This is a genomic window from Paenibacillus taichungensis (genome assembly GCF_003287275.1).
GTDB classification, from domain to species: domain Bacteria; phylum Bacillota; class Bacilli; order Paenibacillales; family Paenibacillaceae; genus Paenibacillus; species Paenibacillus taichungensis_A.
Genome location: NZ_QEVW01000001.1, coordinates 384,775 through 405,962 on the forward strand (window position 1 = coordinate 384,775; position 21,188 = coordinate 405,962).

The 21,188-nt window shown below is 46.4% G+C and carries 14 protein-coding genes; 11 read left to right on the forward strand and 3 right to left on the reverse strand.

What is annotated here, in order from left to right; translation table 11 throughout:
- Positions 1 to 152 precede the first annotated feature (152 nt).
- From DC345_RS01975 to DC345_RS01985, 3 genes are all read left to right on the forward strand, one after another.
- On the forward strand, positions 153 to 809 hold the full coding sequence (locus DC345_RS01975) for a response regulator transcription factor (protein ID WP_063564257.1): 657 nt from the start codon (positions 153 to 155) through the stop codon (positions 807 to 809).
- A gap of 141 nt (positions 810 to 950) precedes the next feature.
- Positions 951 to 2,174, forward strand: a complete 1,224-nt coding sequence (locus tag DC345_RS01980) for an aminotransferase-like domain-containing protein (RefSeq protein ID WP_113051660.1) — start codon at positions 951 to 953, stop codon at positions 2,172 to 2,174.
- Between the two features lie 239 nt (positions 2,175 to 2,413).
- Positions 2,414 to 3,040, forward strand: coding sequence for an FMN-dependent NADH-azoreductase (locus DC345_RS01985; RefSeq protein WP_063564259.1), 627 nt, complete (start codon positions 2,414 to 2,416; stop codon positions 3,038 to 3,040).
- A gap of 100 nt (positions 3,041 to 3,140) precedes the next feature.
- On the opposite strand, the gene DC345_RS01990 is transcribed toward DC345_RS01985, so the two are convergent.
- A complete protein-coding gene (locus tag DC345_RS01990; protein WP_113051661.1) occupies positions 3,141 to 3,986 on the reverse strand; it encodes a DUF2161 domain-containing phosphodiesterase in 846 nt (281 codons plus the stop codon).
- Between the two features lie 361 nt (positions 3,987 to 4,347).
- On the opposite strand from DC345_RS01990, the gene DC345_RS01995 reads away from it, so the two are divergent.
- From DC345_RS01995 to DC345_RS02025, 7 genes are all read left to right on the forward strand, one after another.
- Complete coding sequence (locus DC345_RS01995) at positions 4,348 to 6,243, forward strand: PrkA family serine protein kinase (protein ID WP_090895267.1); 1,896 nt, start codon at positions 4,348 to 4,350, stop codon at positions 6,241 to 6,243.
- A 246-nt stretch (positions 6,244 to 6,489) separates the two neighbouring features.
- Positions 6,490 to 7,494, forward strand: a complete 1,005-nt coding sequence (locus tag DC345_RS02000) for a globin-coupled sensor protein (protein ID WP_113051662.1) — start codon at positions 6,490 to 6,492, stop codon at positions 7,492 to 7,494.
- Between the two features lie 129 nt (positions 7,495 to 7,623).
- Entirely contained in the window at positions 7,624 to 8,628 is a 1,005-nt protein-coding gene (locus tag DC345_RS02005; protein WP_113051663.1) for a LacI family DNA-binding transcriptional regulator, read from the forward strand.
- Positions 8,629 to 8,859: 231 nt separating this feature from the next.
- A complete protein-coding gene (locus DC345_RS02010; protein ID WP_113051664.1) occupies positions 8,860 to 10,482 on the forward strand; it encodes a response regulator in 1,623 nt (540 codons plus the stop codon).
- A gap of 11 nt (positions 10,483 to 10,493) precedes the next feature.
- The gene (locus tag DC345_RS02015) at positions 10,494 to 12,242 is read left to right on the forward strand and encodes a sensor histidine kinase (RefSeq protein WP_309304307.1); all 1,749 of its coding nucleotides are present in this window, start codon (positions 10,494 to 10,496) and stop codon (positions 12,240 to 12,242) included.
- 178 nt (positions 12,243 to 12,420) lie between these two features.
- The gene (locus DC345_RS02020) at positions 12,421 to 14,043 is read left to right on the forward strand and encodes an ABC transporter substrate-binding protein (protein WP_113051744.1); all 1,623 of its coding nucleotides are present in this window, start codon (positions 12,421 to 12,423) and stop codon (positions 14,041 to 14,043) included.
- A 299-nt stretch (positions 14,044 to 14,342) separates the two neighbouring features.
- Positions 14,343 to 16,814, forward strand: coding sequence for a bifunctional diguanylate cyclase/phosphodiesterase (locus DC345_RS02025; protein ID WP_113051665.1), 2,472 nt, complete (start codon positions 14,343 to 14,345; stop codon positions 16,812 to 16,814).
- Between the two features lie 65 nt (positions 16,815 to 16,879).
- Here the strand turns inward: DC345_RS02025 and DC345_RS02030 are convergent, their stop codons facing one another.
- Positions 16,880 to 18,319, reverse strand: coding sequence for a SpoVR family protein (locus DC345_RS02030; protein WP_113051666.1), 1,440 nt, complete (start codon positions 18,317 to 18,319; stop codon positions 16,880 to 16,882).
- Positions 18,316 to 19,482, reverse strand: coding sequence for a sporulation protein YhbH (gene yhbH, locus DC345_RS02035; protein ID WP_053780501.1), 1,167 nt, complete (start codon positions 19,480 to 19,482; stop codon positions 18,316 to 18,318). The genes DC345_RS02030 and yhbH overlap by 4 nt, the downstream gene beginning before the upstream one ends.
- Before the next feature lie 262 nt (positions 19,483 to 19,744).
- Between yhbH and DC345_RS02040 the strand changes: the two genes are divergently transcribed.
- A complete protein-coding gene (locus DC345_RS02040) occupies positions 19,745 to 21,085 on the forward strand; it encodes an MFS transporter (RefSeq protein WP_113051667.1) in 1,341 nt (446 codons plus the stop codon).
- Positions 21,086 to 21,188: the final 103 nt, after the last annotated feature.

Genomic DNA, 21,188 nt, shown 5'->3' on the forward strand with positions numbered 1-21,188 from the left:
AGCTGTTCTTACAGCTGTATCAAGTGTTTTTCTATTTTTCGACATTATCCGACTTTTACTTCTTCTATACACGGACTGTCGCAAGGATAGAGGCATCATCTTGGCTGATGGTGGAAAAGGAATTTGTCCAATACATAACAGGGGGAACAACAATGAAAAAAGTATGGCAGGTGGTCATCGTAGATATCCACCCCACCAGCATGCTGGGTACGAAATTGATTTTGGAAGAACAGCAGGATCTGTTGGTAAGGGGGATGACTTCGACTGGGTCCGAAGGCCTTGACCTAGTGAACATTCACCAGCCCGATCTGATTTTGATGGATTATCGGCTTCCTGAGGGTCAGGCGGATCAGTATATATCCCAAATGAAAAATCTGTCGGCTCATAGTCACATCATTATTCTAACGGACGAGGACAATGTAAAATTATTTCGTCATCTGATCAGTCTTGGTGCAAGTGGCATGCTGTCCAAACAGGCTTCCCCTAGCCAGCTGATTCATCTGATTTCCGGTTTGCGTGAGGGATGTGTATCCATCCCATTATCCTGGTTAGCCAGTTCGGAATGGGCCCAGCCCGTCGAATCTCCGGCAGAAGAACTTATTGTTGAATTAACAGAAACCGAAACTTTTATTATGGAAAGAATTGTTCAGGGCGTAACCTATGATAAAATAGCCAGTGAGATTAACGTTAGCAGACGTTCAATTGATAATTACCTGCGTAAAATTTACGTCAAGCTGGATGTAAGCAGCAGGGCACAGGCGATTGAACGTTATGCTTTATATGCGAGGCAGACCAAGACCGTATCCTGACGAGCATGGCTCCATGAATCCCTATGTACGATGGCTCGTCAAGTGTCCGGTCTGGTCATATTCAGTGTCCAACAAGAATAGGTTGTAGGGGCTACGGACTGCGAGCACAGTTCGGATTAGGGATGAAAGGGGAACGGACCAATGAAATATTTCTTCGCCTCCCGTACAAACAGGCTTTTGACATCACCGCTGAGGGACATACGTGAGATGTCTGGTCGGGATTATTTCATTTCTCTGGCAGAAGAACTGCCTGCGGAGGAGCTGTTTCCATTCAAATTGCTGGAAGAAGCAGCGGTGTCTGTATTTAGTTCCGGACCCTCCGCATTACAGTATGGCGAGCCAGCAGGGTACAGACCGTTGAGAGAATGGCTGGACAACGATTGGAATGCTCGCAAGGGCATACGGACAGTCCCAGAGCAGATTCTATTGACCACAGGGACCCAGCAGGCCATCGATCTTGTGATGCGTCTGCTGCTTGAGCCTGGAGATTCCGTATTGGTTGAGCATCCTACTTCTCCAGGCTGTCTCGAGGTTTTGGAGATGCAAGGTGCCAAAATTGTGCCCGTCACAGGCGATGGGGATGGCATTTTGCCTGACCTTTTGGAGCATCACATGCAGCAGGTGAGACCGAAGCTGCTTTTTGCTGCACCCAGTTTTTCCAATCCAACCGGCGTGCTGTGGAGTATGGAACGGCGTGAGGCTGTGCTAGATCTGTGCTCACGTTACGGTGTGCTGCTCGTGGAGGATGATTCCTATGGCGAACTTCATTTCGATGGATTGGAGCCTGGAGACTTCTACCGGAAGTATCCTTCCCTCTTTGCGCTGGATACAGCAGATCAGGGTGGACATGTTCTATACATTGGTTCGTTTAGCAAAACTGTAGCACCTGCCCTGCGTACAGGCTGGGCTGCTGGACATCCGGCCTTGATCCAGGCTATGGCTTCTGTGAAACGGATAGCAGACGGACAGTCCAGTCCCATGAATCAACGGTTGTTGTATCAACTGCTTGCCCATTCTCCTTTTAAGTGGAGTGATCATCTCTCCATGCTGAATCGGGAGTATAAGACCAGACTCAAGCTTATGCTCGAATTATTGAAGCGTCCGGGATGGAAAGGCAGCCAGTACAGCATTCCAGAAGGGGGGATGTATCTGTGGGTACAGCTTCCGGATGGATTGGACAGTGGAGCCCTGCTCAAGGCAGCGCTGTTAAAAGGAGTATCCTTTCTACCAGGCTCCCTCTGCTCCACGGGTGAACAGGATCATCGGTACATCCGATTAAACTTCAGCCATCCCGGCCGGGATGAGTTGCTCCTTGGCATGAATCTGATCAGTGAGTCCATAACAGAGTTTACAGCCCGGAGTTAAACCGGATATAGAAAAGAAAGAATGTTTGGTCAAATTCTTGCCTGGAACCTGTGACAGCAGAAATTCCAGGCATTGGATTTGGAAGCAAATAAGTTACCCCCAAAGTAATTACGTTATTGCATCCACTAACATTTTTATATATAATATGTATTAATGAGTTGTTGTTTTCTTTATATAAGCTGCATTCATTGCAAGTTCAGGAGAAGCACTCATATATTTTAACTAACGGGGGAACAAACATGTCTAACATTTTATTTGTCAAAGCAAACGACCGTCCTGCAGATCAAGCAGTCAGCGTACAATTGTACGATGCATTTTTGAGCGCATACAAAGAATCCCACCCAGGTGACACAGTTACCGAACTGGATCTCTACAATACAGATATTCCTTACTACGGCAACACTGTAATTACAGGTGGATACAAAGCGGCTAATGGTATCGAAGCAACTGCAGAAGAGCAAAAAGCAGCTGCACTGGCAGCACAATTGCAAGATCAATTCTTGGCAGCAGACAAAGTAGTATTTGCATTCCCACTGTGGAACTTCACTGTTCCAGCACCACTGGTGAACTACATTTCCTACCTGAGCCAAGCTGGCAAAATGTTCAAATACACTGCTGAAGGCCCTGTAGGTCTGGTAGGCGACAAAAAAGTGGCATTGTTGAACGCACGTGGCGGAGTTTACTCCGTAGAGCCAATGGCATCTGCTGAAATGTCCGTGAAATATGTAACAAATGTACTGAACTTCTGGGGTATCCAAAACCCTGAACTGGTTATCGTTGAAGGTCACAATGCTTCACCTGACCGTTCCCAAGAGATCGTAGCAGCAGGTCTGAAATTGGCTTCCGAAGTAGCAGCAAGCTTCTAATAGCCTATATATAGAAACACAGAAAAGCCCATTATCTCCAACGGAGATAATGGGCTTTTCTGCATCTACATTTTGCATGGAAGCTACACTGCCACTTGCCTTAGTCATCCCTTCCATGGATCAGGTAGGGCTCAGCTGCTTCCGCAATATGCTCCAGCTCACTGTCATCATGTTGATTTAAGGAAAAAGCCATTTCTAGTTCATTTATACTCCGTTCAATCATATCATTATCCTCAAGCATGTGAGCATGCTCGGTCAGTGCCTGCACACCTTTAACCGTCAGCACATATCGTCCACGGGATAGCCGCTCAAACCAACCATAATAGTTTTTTTGCAAAATGGCCGCAGCGGAACCCACACTTGTCTGTTTACTGATCAAGGCGGGGGAGGCTTCTCCATGAACGCGAAGGGCGGAAGCCACACGTAATGCCTTTTCTCTGTAAGCGGTGACCAGCTGCCTGCGTGTGCTTCCTCCCGTGTTGTAGTCACCACTGCGCTCGTCAAATTCCTTCAGCAGTCGTTGCCGCCGGATCCCGCCTTTACGGACACCGTTGCCGTTACCAGACATATGACCCTGGACAGCAGGTTCGCACAGCACATCAATCAGAGGTGATTTGGTTTTGTAGAACGTGACGGTGATAAGCCCCAATCCAAGTTGTCTGCACAGGGCGGTCAATTCGCCCCAGCGCTGGTTCACAGCACCACGCTTGCTGCGATTCCGCTCAACAGCCAGATACACGAAGGGGCTGAGCTTCAGGCGCTGCATTCCCTGCAGCAGCAGAGACAGATTAAATGTTTTTTTCATCTCCACAATGAGTGGTTCATTCTGATCCGATCTGACCCCAACCAGGTCACAATATTTGACTTCAGCCTTCACGTCGTAGCCGCGTTGTTCGAAAAAAGCCTTTACAGGCGAATATAACTCGGTTTCGTACTTTACTGCCATCGTTTCTGCTCCTTCCCTGAAGTGGCTCGTCTCTGGCCATCTATTGTTCCGTTATCTGAATTTAGAACCTTCATTATATCATATCCGTTCTTTTTTTTCTGAGTGCACAAGATGTCTGATAGAACAGGGAAAGCCTCAAATTAAGACCCGCGGATTGAAAAAAAGAGGTCAACTTATCCGATTTGCCGCATAGGTATGTAATACACTTTTCACAACAATACATGATGTTTGGACAGAGGGTGGCGGGACTAATCCGGACCGCAAGATTGGTATTCAAGCACAAGCCGTAATTCTATTGATTTCTTCATACCATTCGGAATGGTTGACAATCACACTAAAGGAGCCATGGGAGGTACCAAGCATGAATATTTTTGAACGCGTTGCGGAACATCGGGCAGAGAGTGACCGTTTATCATGGAACGGGACATTTGAAGATTATATTGCACTGCTGAGAGAGGATCCGACTCCGGCAATGACGGCTCACGCACGAGTGTACCAGATGATTGAATCGTTTGGCGTGGAGGAAGTTGGGGGGCACAAACGGTACAAGTTTTTTGAACAGGAGATCTTTGGGTTGGATCGGTCCATTGAAAAGCTGGTGGAAGAATATTTCCACTCCGCAGCACGCCGTCTGGATGTTCGTAAACGGATTCTGCTGCTTATGGGTCCGGTAAGTGGAGGTAAGTCCACACTGGTAACGCTGCTGAAACGTGGCCTTGAACAATTCTCCCGTACAGAGAAGGGGGCTGTATACGCTATTGAAGGATGCCCAATGCATGAGGAGCCCCTGCATCTGATTCCGCTGGAGCTTCGTCCGGAAGTGGAAAAGGAGATCGGTGTCCGCATTGAGGGCAATCTCTGCCCATCCTGCCAGATGCGTCTTCGGACGGAATATGGCGGTGATATCAGTAAGGTACGAGTAGAACGGGTCATTATTTCCGAGGATAACCGGGTGGGAATTGGAACATTTAGCCCATCCGATCCTAAATCCCAAGATATTGCCGATCTGACGGGAAGTATCGACTTCTCAACCATTACCGAATTCGGCTCCGAGTCCGATCCGCGGGCCTATCGTTTTGACGGTGAATTAAACAAGGCCAACCGTGGATTGATGGAATTTCAGGAGATGCTGAAATGTGATGAGAAGTTTTTGTGGAACCTGTTGTCGCTGACGCAGGAAGGAAATTTTAAAGCAGGCCGATTTGCCTTGATCAGTGCGGATGAAATGATTGTGGCGCATACGAATGAATCTGAGTACAAATCATTTATCTCCAACAAAAAGAATGAAGCCTTGCAATCCCGGATGATCGTCATGCCGATTCCCTATAACCTGAAGGTCTCCGAGGAAGAGAAGATTTACGGCAAGCTCATTCAGCAAAGTGATATGAAGCATGTCCATATTGCACCGCATGCACTGCGGACTGCAGCCATTTTCTCCATACTTACCCGCTTGAAAGAAACGAAGAAACAAGGCATGGATCTGGTCAAAAAAATGCGGATGTATGATGGTGAAGAAGTTGAAGGGTACAAAGAAGCCGATCTGCGTGAGATGCAAAATGAATATCTGGATGAAGGCATGTCGGGCATTGATCCACGTTATGTCATCAACCGGATATCCAGTGCTTTGATTAAGCAAAACCTTCAGTGCATTAACGCATTGGATATTCTCCGGGCGATCAAGGATGGTCTGGATCAACATGCTTCGATCTCCAAAGAGGAACGCGAACGTTATCTGAACTTTATTGCTCTGGCTCGGAAAGAATATGATGAGCTCGCGAAGAAGGAAGTGCAGAAAGCGTTTGTTTACTCGTTCGAAGAGTCGGCCAGAACACTGTTTGAAAACTATCTCGATAATATCGAGGCATTCTGCAACTGGTCCAAAATACGTGATCCACTGACGGATGAGGAGATGGACCCGGATGAGCGCTTGATGCGTTCAATTGAGGAGCAGATCGGTATTTCCGAGAATGCCAAAAAGGCTTTCAGGGAAGAGATATTGATCCGCATCTCGGCTTATTCCCGCAAGGAACGGAAATTCGAATACAGCAGTCATGATCGTTTGCGTGAAGCGATTGAAAAGAAATTGTTCGCTGACTTGAAGGATATTGTTAAGATTACAACTTCAACCAAGACACCGGATGCGACGCAACTGAAACGAATGAATGAAGTAATTAAACGGTTGATTGAAGAACATGGATATACCGCAGCCAGCGCAAACGAATTGCTCCGTTATGTGGGCAGTCTGTTAAATCGCTGATTTGCAACGAACCATTCCGAATCAGGCTCCTGACGCCTGCTGTGAGGCTCCTTCACAGCAGGGTCAGGGGTCTTTTTATATTGGCAGATGTACAATTTGGACTACTAAACTGACAAAGAAGGTCAATTTGATGACAAATTAGTTCTAATGGTATATGTAAAATTAGGTCATTTAGTCTATAATCGGTAAACAGATATTTACAATTTAATATTTTTTGTGGTTATTAAGGAGCTGACAGAACTAGTTATGAGTATTGCTGTAGCAAGACAACAACAACTTGATTATATTGGATTGACCGCCGAAGATTTGCAATTGCTTGCTGATCATCGATCTGCTTTTGAGAAAGTCGTGGACGAAGTGGTAGATCACTTCTACAATCATGTGGGCAATTATCCGAATTTGGTCGATCTGATTGCCCGCTTCTCTTCCATTGACCGTTTGAAGGAGACACAAAAGCTATACTGGTTATCCATGGCCGATGGTGTAGTTGATGATGCATACATTGAACAACGCATTGCGATCGGACTGGTTCATTCTCGCATTGGTTTGTCGGAAGATTATTATCTGGGCACTTATATGGTGTACCTCGATATTGCGACAAGCATATTCCAGCAAGTCATTCCTGAACGCTGGCATCTGGTCATCCAGGCCCTCAGTAAAATGTTCAACCTCGATTCACAGCTTGTACTGGAGGCTTACGAGAAGAAGGAAAAGGAGAAATTAAATCAACTTGCTGAAGATCAGCAGCACACGTTGCTGGCGATCACACAGATTACCCAGCAGCTGACAGGCATGATTAGTGAATTAAATGAAAATGCTCAGGCTATTTCGGATGTAGCTAGGGAAACGGCTGCCTCTCAGGATCAGGCCAATGGACTGTTGGAAGAGCTGACCAAGGAGATTCATCAGATTGGCAAAATGGGTGAGATCATTCGTGAAATCTCGGATCAGAGCCATCTCGTGGGCTTGAATGCCGCCATTGAAGCTGCGCATGCAGGAGAATTCGGCCGGGGATTCGAGGTGGTTGCCAGTGAGGTTCGCAAGCTTGCAGCTAGTTCGCGTGAGGCCCAAGGGAAAATCCAGTCGAACCTGGCCCAAATTATGAAGAAGCTGGGCAGTGTGCAACAGGAGTCGGAGCATACCGCTTCGGGAGCAAGGCGTCAGGCATCCCGTTCAGAAGAGCTTGCGGTTTTTGCTACCACTATGGAGAAACTGGCACTTGATCTAAGGAAATTGGATCATCAAGATTAGTCGGTAATACCGGCCGGAAGCTGTGATACCGTTTCTGGCTGTTTTAAGCTATAATGGGTAGACAAACCTGCCGATGTTATAGTGAATGCAGCCGGAGACAGGGGATTTGAAAGAGGTTGAGGTGATCAGGTGGCTTCTATCCATGATGTGGCCAAAGAGGCGGGCGTATCTGTTGCAACCGTTTCCAAAGTGCTGAACGATTATCCCGATGTAAGTGACAAAACTCGCAAAAAAGTCAATATAGCCATCGAACTATTGAAATATCAACCAAATGTGGTTGCACGTGGACTTGTTAAACGCCGTTCTTGGACGGTAGGTGTATTGTTGACGGTTCCTTTTACCAATCCGTTTGTATCGGAGCTGCTTGAAGGAATCAAAACAGCGCTGGAAAACAGCGGATACGATCTTGTTCGCTTATCTACACGTTTTGATGATCCGACATACTCGTTTATTAAGCATTGCCGCAGCCGAAATGTGGATGGTGTTGTTGTATTCGGAGAAGGAAGAGACAACAAGAGCCTTCAGGAATTGGTTACTGCGGAGATTCCGACGATGTTCATTGATACCGACTTGTTTGGCAAGCGGGCAGGATACATAACGACGGATAATGCAAATGCCATTGCCATGAGTGTGAAGCATTTGCATGAACTGGGTCACCAGAAAATTGCTTATATTTCAGGTACACTTGGGCCTGCTGTAGCGAATCTTCGACTGGATGGATATCGGGAAGGCTTGCGTGTCTGCGGCATTCCGTATTCAACAGTTTACCTGGAGGTCTGTGACTATTCTTTCGATGGTGGCAGTAAGGCAGCTCGCCGATTGCTTGCATTGAAGGAACAGCCTACAGGGATTGTCTGTGCTTCAGATATGTCTGCTTTCGGTGCGATCCACGAAATTGAGAAGCATGGTTTACGGGTGCCGGAGGATGTATCTGTAGTTGGATTTGATAACACATATTATGCAGAAGTGTTCAAACCGGGGTTGACCACGATTAATCAAAATATTCATTCCATTGGGATCAAGTCCATTGAATATCTGATCGCCATGATTGAAAATCCTGCTTATACTCCACCAGTCATAACAGAGCCATCCAATCTGGTGATTCGTCAAACGACTGCACCTGCGCAAGCGTAAAGGTCTTCAAACCAGCACAGCCTAGGGGCTGTGCTTTTTTGGTATGCCATTTCTATTTAAGAAATAACGGATATCAGAAGTTATTGTGCATATCTGGCAGGAATAGCTGTTGACTTTTTGCACCACTAACCTTAACAATAAAAGGCATAATAATACAAATTTTAATGTAATCGCTTTCTTTTTGCTGATGAATATAAGAATACTGGCAATTATCATTCAGAGGGACGGGTGATGGGCATGCATCGGGTACTGTTGGTTGATGATGAAGTGTACGCACGCAAAGGACTTCGAAAACTGATTCGCTGGGAAGCATGCGGGTTCGAAGTGGCTGGAGAGGCGAATGATGGGGATGAGGCTTGGGCACAGATTGAACAGCTGCATCCTGACGTCGTCATTACGGACATACGCATGCCGGAGACGGATGGACTGGAATTGATTCGGCGCACGGTTGAGCGTGATGGGCAGGTTCTAACCAAGGTCAATCAGCCCTATTTTGTCATCGTGAGCGGATATAATGATTTTGCTTACGCCCAGCAGGCCGTGAGGTACGGGGTACAGGATTATATTTTGAAGCCAATTGATGAGATTGAACTGGAAGGCACTTTACGCAAGCTGGCGGAGGAGTTGAATCGGCGCAAACATGCTGAACAAACCAGACTTGAGCAGGAATACGGCAGATTACTTAATCAGTTTATTTATGGCGAATCGGATTCGAAAACGGTTGAACAGTGGACTGAATTGACGGATACACGGACTGGCGACGCGCTGGCATATCTGCTGTTTGAGAACAACACATCACATTTCTGGGTTTCGGATACGATTCAAGAGGAGGGGCCAAGAGCCGGAAAGGAGGAGAATTTTGTCCGAATTGTGCAGTCTGTTCTTGGGAAGATGTATGAAAATCGCCTGTATTTGCATGTAAAAGAGCACGGTGAACGTGTTGGAGTTCTGTTAACTGCGGAACATCTACGCCCCTATTCCATGAATCTTCAAGCGGTGGCCGGGCAAATGCAATCTTGCTTCGCCGAAATGAGCTATAGCTCTGTAAGTATATATATCGGGAAGGTTTGTTATGAACCTTTTCTCATTGGACATGCCTATCAGACTGCACTAAAGGCGGTTTCCTATAAATTCATTTCAGAGAAGAGCGGGATCGTCCTGTACGATGACATACAGCATGAGACTGTACAGTGGGTGCATACCGATCATGAAAAGGAGCAGGAACTTCTGACACTTATGGAGGAGCAACGTGTTCAGACGTTGGAGCATGCAGTGAGCGAATGGTTCACCGGTATGAGAACGGCCAATTACGCTCCTGTTGCAGTGACGTCAGCGATCCACCAACTGATCTCAGCTGTACTATCAATTCTGAAATCGGCTGAAGCGAATGTAAAAGAGATACCTTCGTTCAAACCAATTCTGGCATGGCAAGCGGAGCGGGGAACATTGGCTGAGGCCAGGCAGCTGTTGACGATGTTCATGGTGGATTCAGCACGGAAGTTGGCGGAACAACGTCAGTACAATCACAGGGGTGCCATGACAAAAATCAAACATTATATTGAAGCCAACTACAGTAGCAATATCAGTTTGAGAAGTATTGCCTCCGAATTTTACATGAATCCGGTCTATTTGGGGCAGCGCTTCCGCAAGGTGTATGGAATGTATTTCAACGACTTCCTGCTTCAGCTTCGGACGGAGGAAGCCAAGAAGCTGCTGCGTCAGACGGATATGCGAGTATATGAAATTGCCGAGAGGGTTGGGTTCGGAAGCAGTGACTATTTCGCGACTCAATTTGAGAAAACGGAATCATGTTCTCCTACGGAATATCGAAATCGTATCCTGGATGAAGGGTAGGAGATGATGTTTTGAAGCTCAACTTTTTTAATAATATCCGCTTACGCGATAAAATGCTCATCTTATATCTCTTCTTTGTACTCGTACCGGTTATCCTGACTAATGTTATTTTCTATCAGGTGACTATAGCGAACGTAAAATCCCAGCGAATGGCTGATCTTTCCAAAGGAATGGAACAGATTCGAAGTCAATTTATGGGGGAAATTCGCAATGCGGCCGATTTTTCCTCAAGTTTTTATACGGATAGCATATTAAATAACATGCTGGATGCGATTTACACAAATCCGGTTCAATATATCGAAGCCTACGATTCCTATCTTCGCAAAATCCTGAATACCTATTACTCGGGCTACCGCTCACTCCAAGGATTGACGATATATGTGGATAACGAAAGTGTACTTCCTTCGGGGGGAGTTGAGTTTCTGACCGAAGAGGTTCGACAGTCCGAGCCATACAGGATGCTGACAAATAGTGAACACTCCGCACCCATTCTGATGAGATCCGGCCCTGAAGGGAATCGGCAGACGTTCAGCATTTTACGCAAACTCAATTATTATGAAGCTCTGCCCGGATGGAAGGAAAAGTTCGTACGACTGGATCTGAAGCCGTCGACGATTCGCCAGATTTTCACCAACCTTAACGTACAGGGTAACCTCTATCTGATTAATCCGGCTGGACAAATAGATTACTCGACGGATTCTGGTATCCCATGGACGAGTCAACTCGTGAATTATAGCGATGTCATGAATCAACTAACTAAGAAAGAGTTTGAAATGGCCTATCCATTGTCCGGTGAAATGGAGGGATGGAAAATCAATGGGGTGTTCGATGAATCTGAGATTTACAAGGAATTGGGCAAATCCAGTCACCTCGTCGTTGTACTGGCTTGTATTAATCTGATTCTGCCTACCTGGATCATTATCTGGATGACACGCACAATCCACGTGAGGCTGGCACGAATATTGAAACACATGGAAAAAGTGAAGCATCAGCGATTTGAACCGATCAGACAGCCGGAATCGACGGACGAGATTGGGCAGCTGACAGCCGAATTCAATCGCATGACGATGACGATCCATCGTTTGATTAACGACGTCTACGTGGCAGACATTCAACATAAAAATTTGGAGTTGCAGCGGCGGCATGCCCAATTAAATGCACTGCAGAGCCAAATTAATCCACACTTTTTGTTCAACGCGCTGGAGACCATCCGCATGCGCAGTCTTATGAAAGATGAGGATGAGACGGCACGAATTATTTATCATATGGCTAAAATTTTTCGAAATGCCTTAACCTGGAATCAGGATAAAGTCAGCATACGGGAAGAATTGGAGTACGTAACCTGCTTTCTTGAAATCCAGAAATACCGTTTTGGTCACAAACTGAATTATACGATTGATCTGGACCCAGAGGCTGCGAATTGTTCCATTCCCAAGATGACATTGTTGCCTTTTGTTGAAAATGCCAGCATTCATGGCATCGAACCACTGAAGGAAGGTGGAGAGATTCGACTTCGTATTCGGCGAATAGGTACAGAACTGATCTGTGAGGTGGAGGATTCCGGGGCAGGTATGACAGATGACAAAAGAAAGCAGCTGCTCTCATACGTGGAAACGGAAGACTCAATGGGTGATCGTGTAGGTGTGCAGAATGTCATCTATCGTCTGAAACTGATCTACGATAGCCGATTCCATATTCAAATCGAGAGCGCTCCTAGGGAAGGTACACGTGTGGAAATTGGTTTACCGCTTGAAGAATAATAAAAATCGGCAAAGCATCAAACATTCTAATGCAAAAAACTATAGTTTATCCGGTAAACAAAGTTTGTCTTCAGCCTTATAATGAAAGTGCTTACATTAGTGTGGGGAGAAAGAGGGTGCGTACCTATTGGTTAACCACATACTGAAGCGCTGGCTGCCGGCAGTATTAGCTTTGACCATGGTAACGGCGTGTTCTTTTGGAGGAAGTGAGATTAAACCGGAAGCGGGAGCAGGGGGAGACGGCAAAGAAAGCACAGATAAAGTGACATTCACGTATTTTAAAGCAGGTTCTGGCAAGGACATCAACACAAACGAAACTACAATAGGCAAAAAACTGGAAGAACAAACCGGGGTTAATTTCAAAATTGAATACCTCGTTGGTGATATTAATACCAAAATCGGAACGATGATTGCGAGCAACAAGTACCCGGATGTGATGGTACCGGATGGGGCTATTGATAAAATCGTGGATGCGGGTGCATTTATTCCGCTCAACGATCTGATTGATCAGTATGGCCCAAACATTAAACGGGTGTACGAGCCGTACTATAATCTGATGAAAGAAGAAGACGGCAACATTTATTTTTTGCCCATGAGCGCAGTGGTTGGAGAATATCTGCCTAATCCGAATGTGGATCAAGGTGCCTTCTGGGTACAGCGTCGTGTATTGAAGGAGGCTGGATATCCAAAGATCACCACACTGGATGAATACATGGATCTGATTAAACAATACGCTGACAAGCACAAAAATGAAGGATTAACTGGGTTTCTGTCACTGACGTATGATGATAAATTTTTTACAATTACCAACCCGGCCATGCATCTTGCAGGCTATCCGAATGATGGAGCCATCATGGTGGATATGCAGACACAGAAAGCGAGGGACTATGGAGCAACCGCTGAGACCAAACGATGGATGCAGAAGCTGAATGAAATGAATTCATTCGGGCTGTTCGATAAGTCCTCCTTTGTTGATAATTATGACCAGTATCTTGCGAAAGTGACCAGTGGGAAAGTGCTTGGGTTCTTTGATTATGCTTGGCAGGTAGGGCAGGAAATGAACAATCTGAAGGAAGCAGGCAACGACGATTTGCGATATATGGCACTGCCTATTGTATACGACGCAAATACTAAGGATCAGTATACTGATCCACCAAGCTTTGTGAATAACCGTGGGATTGGCATTACCGTAAGCGCGGAAGATCCAGTTCGTATTATTCAATATTTCGATAACCTGTTAACGGATGAGAATCAGATTCTGTCCAACTGGGGCATCGAAGGAGAGACCTACGAAGTGGATGACAAGGGGCGGTTTACTCGCTCACCAGAAATGATTCGGAAAACAGATTCAGATGAGTTCCGTCAATCATTCGGATTCAAATATTTTGAGTACAGCTGGCCGCGTTACGGTAATGGTTCGACTCTTCCTGACGGTAACTCTGTCGGTGTAGAACGACAACCCGAAGTTGCCCAGTTCTCCTATTCGGATGGAGATAAGCTCATTCTGGAGAAGTATGACGTGGAGACGTTCTCCCAGCTGTTTGCTGCGCCGGATGAACGTCCATGGTACCCGGCTTGGAGCATTGCTTTTGATCAAGGCTCACCAGCCCATATCTATGGGCAGAAACGCACGGAGTTGCAAAAGAAATATGTACCCAAACTGGTTCTCTCCAGTCCAGCTGATTTTAACAAGGTCTGGGATGAATATGTGAGGGAATTCAACAAGCTTGATGTAAAGGGCTACGAGCAGACGATGACCGAAGAAGTTCGCAAGAAGGCAAAACTGGTCCAAGGAGAATAAGGTGGCGAGGAAAGGATGCAGGCAGGGATAAACGCCTGTAAGGCGCATGGTGGATGGGAATTTGACGATATTAAACATTCGTTTTATCTGGAAAAAAGTGTTGATTTTCACACCTGGGACGTTTAGACTATATACATCAATATTAACGGGTTAGAGATGTATGACTTTGGCTTAATAACAAGTCGGTGGTCTCCAGACAAATGATGTGGAGGGAGTGCCTGTCATCCAGACAGCGTACTCGCTTCTTTTTTACATTTTGCATACATACAAGGCATTCCCCGGTTGAAAGGACAAATTGAGTGGAGCACCTACATGGAACGTACAACTTAGAACTGGTTATTTTATCTTACATTATTGCAGCGTTGGCTTCTTATGCGGCGCTTGACCTTGCGGGCCGGGTAAGTCTGGCTAAAGGCATGTCCCGAAATGTCTGGCTTACCTGCGGGGCCGTTTCAATGGGTTTGGGAATCTGGTCCATGCATTTTGTGGGCATGCTGGCTTTTGTTCTTCCTATGCATGTGTCGTATTCCACAGGTGAGGTCTTTCTATCCGTTCTGCTTGCAATTATTGCATCTGGTGTTGCGTTAAATATTGCAGGTCAGCAGTCAGGTAAAATAAGCAAGCTCCTGATCGCAGGAGTGCTCATGACCGCAGGTATTAGCGGCATGCATTATATCGGTATGGCTGCCATGTCGGTTACCATCACATATGAACCAGGCATAGTGTTGTTATCCATCCTGATCGCTGCTTTAGCTTCATTTGCTGCCTTGTGGCTCATGTTTTTCTTCCGACAGTATCAATCACGTTATACATGGGTGTACAAGATGGGCAGCGGACTTATTATGGGGCTCGGTATCACAGGAATGCATTATACGGGAATGTCAGCTGCACAATTTCATCATGCACATGATGCAATGGCTGGTTCAGGGCTCCAGATTGAACCTTCACTTCTCGCATATCTGATCGCTGCGGGTACTTTTATTGCATTGGGGTTGACCTTGTTCGGCATTTTTATTAATCAGCGTCTATCTCAGAAGGATCGCCGGATTCATGAAAATGAACAGTGGTATCAGGCCCTGTACGAAAACCATTCAGATGCCATTATTTCGGTGGATAAGCAAGGGGCTATCAAGGGGATTAATGCTGCAGTCACAAGAATTACAGGGTATCAGGAAAGAGAGATTATTCATCGTTCTATTGATGAGATTTCACAGTATGTTGATATTCATTGGACAAGTGAAATGCAGCATGTCGTGTGGGATGATGATACTCGTGAGCAGCAGCATTTCATGGGTACAATGAAAAACGTTCAGGGAAATCATCTTGATCTAAGTATTGCTGTAGTACCAGTACTGATTGATGGAAAACATCAGGGAAGCCACATTCTGATCAAAGATATCACTGAGGAGAAACAGGCTCAGGAGAGCATCCGCCATCAGGCTCTGCATGATCCACTAACCGGGCTTCCAAATCGCCGTAAGCTGGATGATGTGCTGGAGAGCACGATCGCGACTTCTGGGGCAATAGGCAGTTCATTTGCGGTTATGGTGATGGATATCGACCGTTTCAAAATGATTAATGACTCCCTCGGACATTCCATTGGAGATGTGTTTCTTCGAGAAGTGAGCAGCAGAATTATGAGTGCAATCCATGATTCAGACCCGAAGGCGACGGATAATGTCATGCTTGCTCGAATGGGGGGCGATGAATTCACACTGGTGGTTACGAATGAGCAGGGGAATGAGGAACGGGTGGCCGAACTGGCAGAACGGATTGTCCGTGCCATTCAGCTGCCTTATCGATTAAAGGAGAACGACTTTTACGTTACAGCCAGCATCGGGATCGCGATGTATCCGTATCATGGAACAGGAGCAGATGCGTTGTTGAAGCATGCAGACTCTGCGATGTATGAAGTGAAGAAAAATGGCAAAAACGGTTTTCAGTTTTACACCGCTCAATTGGATTCGGAGCTGTATGAACGAATTGAACTGGAAGGGTATTTGCGCAAAGCACTGGAACGGGATGAACTGGTCTTGTATTATCAACCCCAGATACGTACAGAGGACAGCCGTATGATCGGCGTGGAGGCTTTGATTCGCTGGAATCATCCAGACAAGGGTGTTCTGTCTCCGAATGTGTTCATTCCACTAGCTGAAGAGACAGGCTTGATCTATGAGATCGGGAACTGGACACTGCGCGAAGCGTGCAGACAGATGAAACTTTGGCATGCTAGTGGCGGACCGCTTATTCCGGTATCCGTTAACTTGTCTAGTCAGCAGTTTCATCAATCCAACTTGGTGGAGCAGGTCAAAAATGCACTCATGGAGACGGGGCTCGATGCCCGCTATCTTGAATTGGAAATTACAGAGAGCATGATGATGGATGCATCCGTATCCACAGGTATTCTCAATGAACTTACAGCGCTTGGAGTCAAAATCAGCCTGGATGATTTCGGAACAGGATATAGCTCGCTGAGTTACTTGAAGCATTTCCCAATTCATAAGTTAAAGATTGACCGTTCTTTCGTGACAGATATTACGGAGAGCCGAAGCGACCAGGCCATTGTGGCCACGATCATATCAATGGCTCAGAATCTGAAGATGGAAGTGATTGCCGAAGGGATCGAGACGAAAGGACAGCTGGATATTCTGATGCAGAATGATTGCCGCGAAATTCAGGGATATTATTTCAGTCGTCCATTGCCAGCAAGCGAAGTGGAACATGACTTTTTTGTGCCACTAAGGCTGCATGGAGCTCCAACGATACTATAAGTTCATTGAAATGCCAAGCGGCAAGTCCCCGCCATATGCCAGGGACTTGCCGCTTTTTTTTATTTTTATGATAAAAACTTGCGGTGATGCTTCTTGCCGTCATAGGTGAACCAGATCGGTTTATCTTCTACCCGTGTTTCCACATGGACGGTACGACCCCAGAGACGGTACAGATAAGGAAGGGTTCGTTCCATATATTTCAGATCCAGTTCGATGCCCTCATATTGATGCTTGAGCACGAGTTCTCCTGTGCGCAGGTAATCGGCATCCTGAACGACGAGATACGGTGAACCACCGTTGATGCGTGAAAATACAAGCTGATCCCGTATGTTTTGCCAGGACTTGTCGGTAATTTTCCAGTCCGGGCCCTTTTTCTCGAATACATAGAGATCGAGGTCTTCGGTTAATTGTTTGGTCATGTAATTGCGTATAAATGAGGTGTCGGAATCGAATTCGCGCACCTCAAACATTTTGGCACGACCTTGCCCAGGTTGACGACCAAAACGTTCTCGTTCTTCTTTGGACGGGTTATCCCAGCGACGTTCAATATCCTCGAATATTTTCAGCCCTAAATAGTAGGGATTCAAACTTTGCTTGGATGGCTGCACGACGGAAGAGTTCAGTTTAGCAAATTCAATCGTATCCTCACTGTTCAGGTCGAGCTCCCGTATAATACGTTGATGCCAGTAGGAGGCCCAGCCTTCATTCATAATTTTCGTTTCCATCTGCGGCCAGAAATAGAGCATTTCCTCACGCATCATACTCATAATATCCCGCTGCCAATCCGTCAACACTTCAGAAAATTCCTGAATAAACCACATTACATCCTTTTCCGGTTCTGGTGGAAAGTGATGCACTTGTATTCCTTCCGCAGGTGTTTCCTCGATCTGGGTATCATCAAGGGACCACAAGTCATCATAGCGACCTTCCGGCCTTGGCGTTTTCTCCCCACGCTGCTCCCGCATTTTCATCTCCATATAACGTTGTTTGTCCAAGTGGCGGGGTTTGATCAACTGTGGATCGACATGTTCCTGAATCGCTATAACGGCATCAATGAACGCTTCAACGGCCTCTGTACCATATTCCATCTCATAGTTGCTGATCCGATCAGCCGTCGCTGCCATGCTCTCCACCATATTACGATTCGACTTGGAGAAGCGGGCGTTGTTTTTGAAGAAATCGCAGTGAGCCAGCACGTGTGCGACGATCAGCTTGTTCTGGATCAGCGAGTTGCCATCCAGCAGGAAGGCGTAACAAGGGTTGGAATTGATGACGAGCTCATAAATTTTACTGAGTCCAAAATCATATTGCATCTTCATTTTATGAAAAGTCTTCCCGAAGCTCCAGTGACTGAACCGGGTCGGCATACCATACGCTCCAAAGGTATAGATGATATCGGCAGGGCATATTTCATAACGCATCGGATAATAATCCAGGCCGAATCCATCGGCAATCTCCATAATCTCGGCAATGGCGTATTCAAGGTCGCGGATTTCATCTGTCATCTTACGCTGCCTCCTTCCCGTTTCTGGAAAAAGCTGCGCAAAGCTTTGTACACTTCGCCTTTTTCTTTGATCACATAATACATGAACTGGTCGATCTTGATATGACGATAGGCAGACATGAGTGTGCTGCTGCGGTTGTACTGGTTCACCTCGCCATAACCAAACATATTGCTGCGCTTCATCAGCTCACCAATCAGTTTGACACACCGCTCATTATCCGAGGTCAGGTTATCTCCGTCCGAGAAATGGAAAGGGTAGATATTGTAGCTGGAAGGAGGATAACGGCTATCAATAATTTCCAGTGCCTTCATATATACAGAGGAGCAGATGGTGCCTCCACTTTCGCCTCGTGTGAAGAATTCTTCCTCGGTCACTTCCTTGGCTTCGGTATGATGGGCGAGGAAAACAATCTCGACCTTCTCGTACTGACGGCGGAGGAAGCGGGTCATCCAGAAGAAAAAGCTCCGAGCGCAATATTTCTCAAAGGAGCCCATGGACCCGGAAGTGTCCATCATGGCGATAATGACCGCATTGGACTGCGGAATGATTTTGTCTTCCCACGTCTTGTAACGCAGATCATCCGGACTGATATGGTGAATACCCGGATTGCCGGTAGTGGCGTTGCGACGCAAGTTCTCCAATATGGTGCGTTTCTTGTCAATGTTGGATTGCATGCCTTTTTTGCGGATATCGTTGAATACCACTGTATGTGTCTCAATCTGATCCTTGTCTTTTTGCTTCAGATCCGGAAGCTCCAGTTCCGCAAAAAGCATATCTTCCAATTCCTCGATGCTCACCTCAGCTTCAACAATGTCATGCCCGGGCTGATCTCCAGCCTTTTCACCTTTGCCTGGCTTCTTCGAAGCGGGATCACGACCGATGACATCCCCGACCTGACTGTCACCATCTCCCTGCCCCACATGTTTTTGCTTTTGGTAGTTATACACAAAACGGTACTCATCCAGACTGCGGATTGGTACCTTAATGATTTGTTGTCCGTCGGACATAATGATGTTTTCTTCAGTAATCAAATCAGGCAGATTCTGCTTGATGACATCTTTAACCTTTTGCTGATGGCGTTGCTGGTCCTGGTACCCTTTGCGGTGAAGCGACCAATCTTCCCGGGATACGACGAACGAGTAAGGCTGGTGTGAATTTGACATGTAGGCACCCCCCATATATTACGCGGCACAGTTTGGCCTGTCGGTAATTAAGTATATTCACGGGCAGTCACGATATGTGATGCGTGAGTAGATAAAATGATACAATTACGCGAGTTTGCCTTCCGGGATCATCTAAAATTGTACAGATTGACCGGAACTTTTTTACAGAAACGATGAACAAGTGTGACGAACTTCCTTTACAATAAGGACAGGTGTTTATTTGGCATCCCTCAGAGGGATGTGTGCAAAGGAAGGATACCATTTGGATAAACGGGCAGTTAAGGCATGGATTATGTATGATTGGGCCAACTCGGCCTATGCGACGACGGTACTTGCAGCCGTTCTCCCCGTCTTTTACGCTTCCGTGGCAGCAGCCACACTGGATACAGAAACCGCAGCATCTTATCTGGCGTATACCCATTCCATCGGTATGTTATGTGTAGCGCTGTTAACCCCGTTGCTGGGGACATTAGCGGATTTATCTGGGCGCAAAGGTGATTTTCTGCGAGTATTCTCCATCATTGGCATCGTCGCAACACTCGGATTCAGCATCATTGGGGAGGGAGACTGGCTGCTCGCTTCTGCACTGTTGGTCATTTCGACGATCGGGTTTGCAGGTGGAAATACATTCTATGATGCAATGCTGCCTGATCTGGTGTCAGCCGATCGAAGAGATATGATCTCCTCCAAAGGCTATGCTTATGGTTATATTGGTGGAGGATTGCTGCTTGCGATCAATATGCTAATGATTCAGCAGCCGGGGTGGTTTGGGATGGCGAGTACACTTTCGGGAACAAGACTTGCTTTTATTTCCGTAGCGTTGTGGTGGTTGGTATTTTCCATTCCTTTATTCCGCCATGCCCCGCGTCGACCTGCTGCACCAGATATGCCCAAGTCGTGGAAAGGGTATGCAGGTGTGGGTGTACGCAGACTTGGCCAAACTTTTCGCCAGATACGGCGTTTTCCGCAGCTGATGCGAATGCTGGTTGCTTTCTGGTTTTTCAATGATGGCATTAACACGATTATCTTGATGGCAACGATCTATGGAACAAGCATTGGGATCGGAACAGCAGATCTGATGCTGGCTTTGTTACTGACCCAGTTTATTGGTTTTCCTTGCACATTGTTGCTTGGGGCATGGGCACAGCGTTGGGGTGCGAAGCAGGTGTTGATGGTAAGCTTGTCCATTTACATATGCATCGTTATCTTAGGGTATTTCATGACGTCAGCCATTCATTTTTACCTGCTCGCAGGGCTGGTTGGCGTAGTGCAGGGCGTAAGTCAATCGACAGCGCGTTCCTTGTTCAGTAATTTGATGCCTGCTGGCAGAACTGGAGAATATTTTGGATTTGTGAATATTACAGGCAAGTTTTCTTCCATTTTTGGGCCGTTTGTATTTGGTTGGGTGGGCCAATTAACAGGGTCAACGCGTTGGGGTATTCTGTCTCTAATTTTCTTTTTCGCTGCGGGGATTGCAGTGCTGGTGACTGTTAAAGTGCAGCAGGGGATGTCGGATGCGATTCAGGCCGATCAGGAAGAAGGGCAGGGGTGGATGCATCATCCCATTTCGGGAAAAAACTCAGAGGCAAGATCGACTGGATGAGTGGTTATTAACGTTCTATAGCTAATGTTCGTCATTAATAATAGTAGCTCCGTGGGCCTGTTTATTCGTAAACTGCTCTGGAGCTTTTTCATGTTTATGCAAC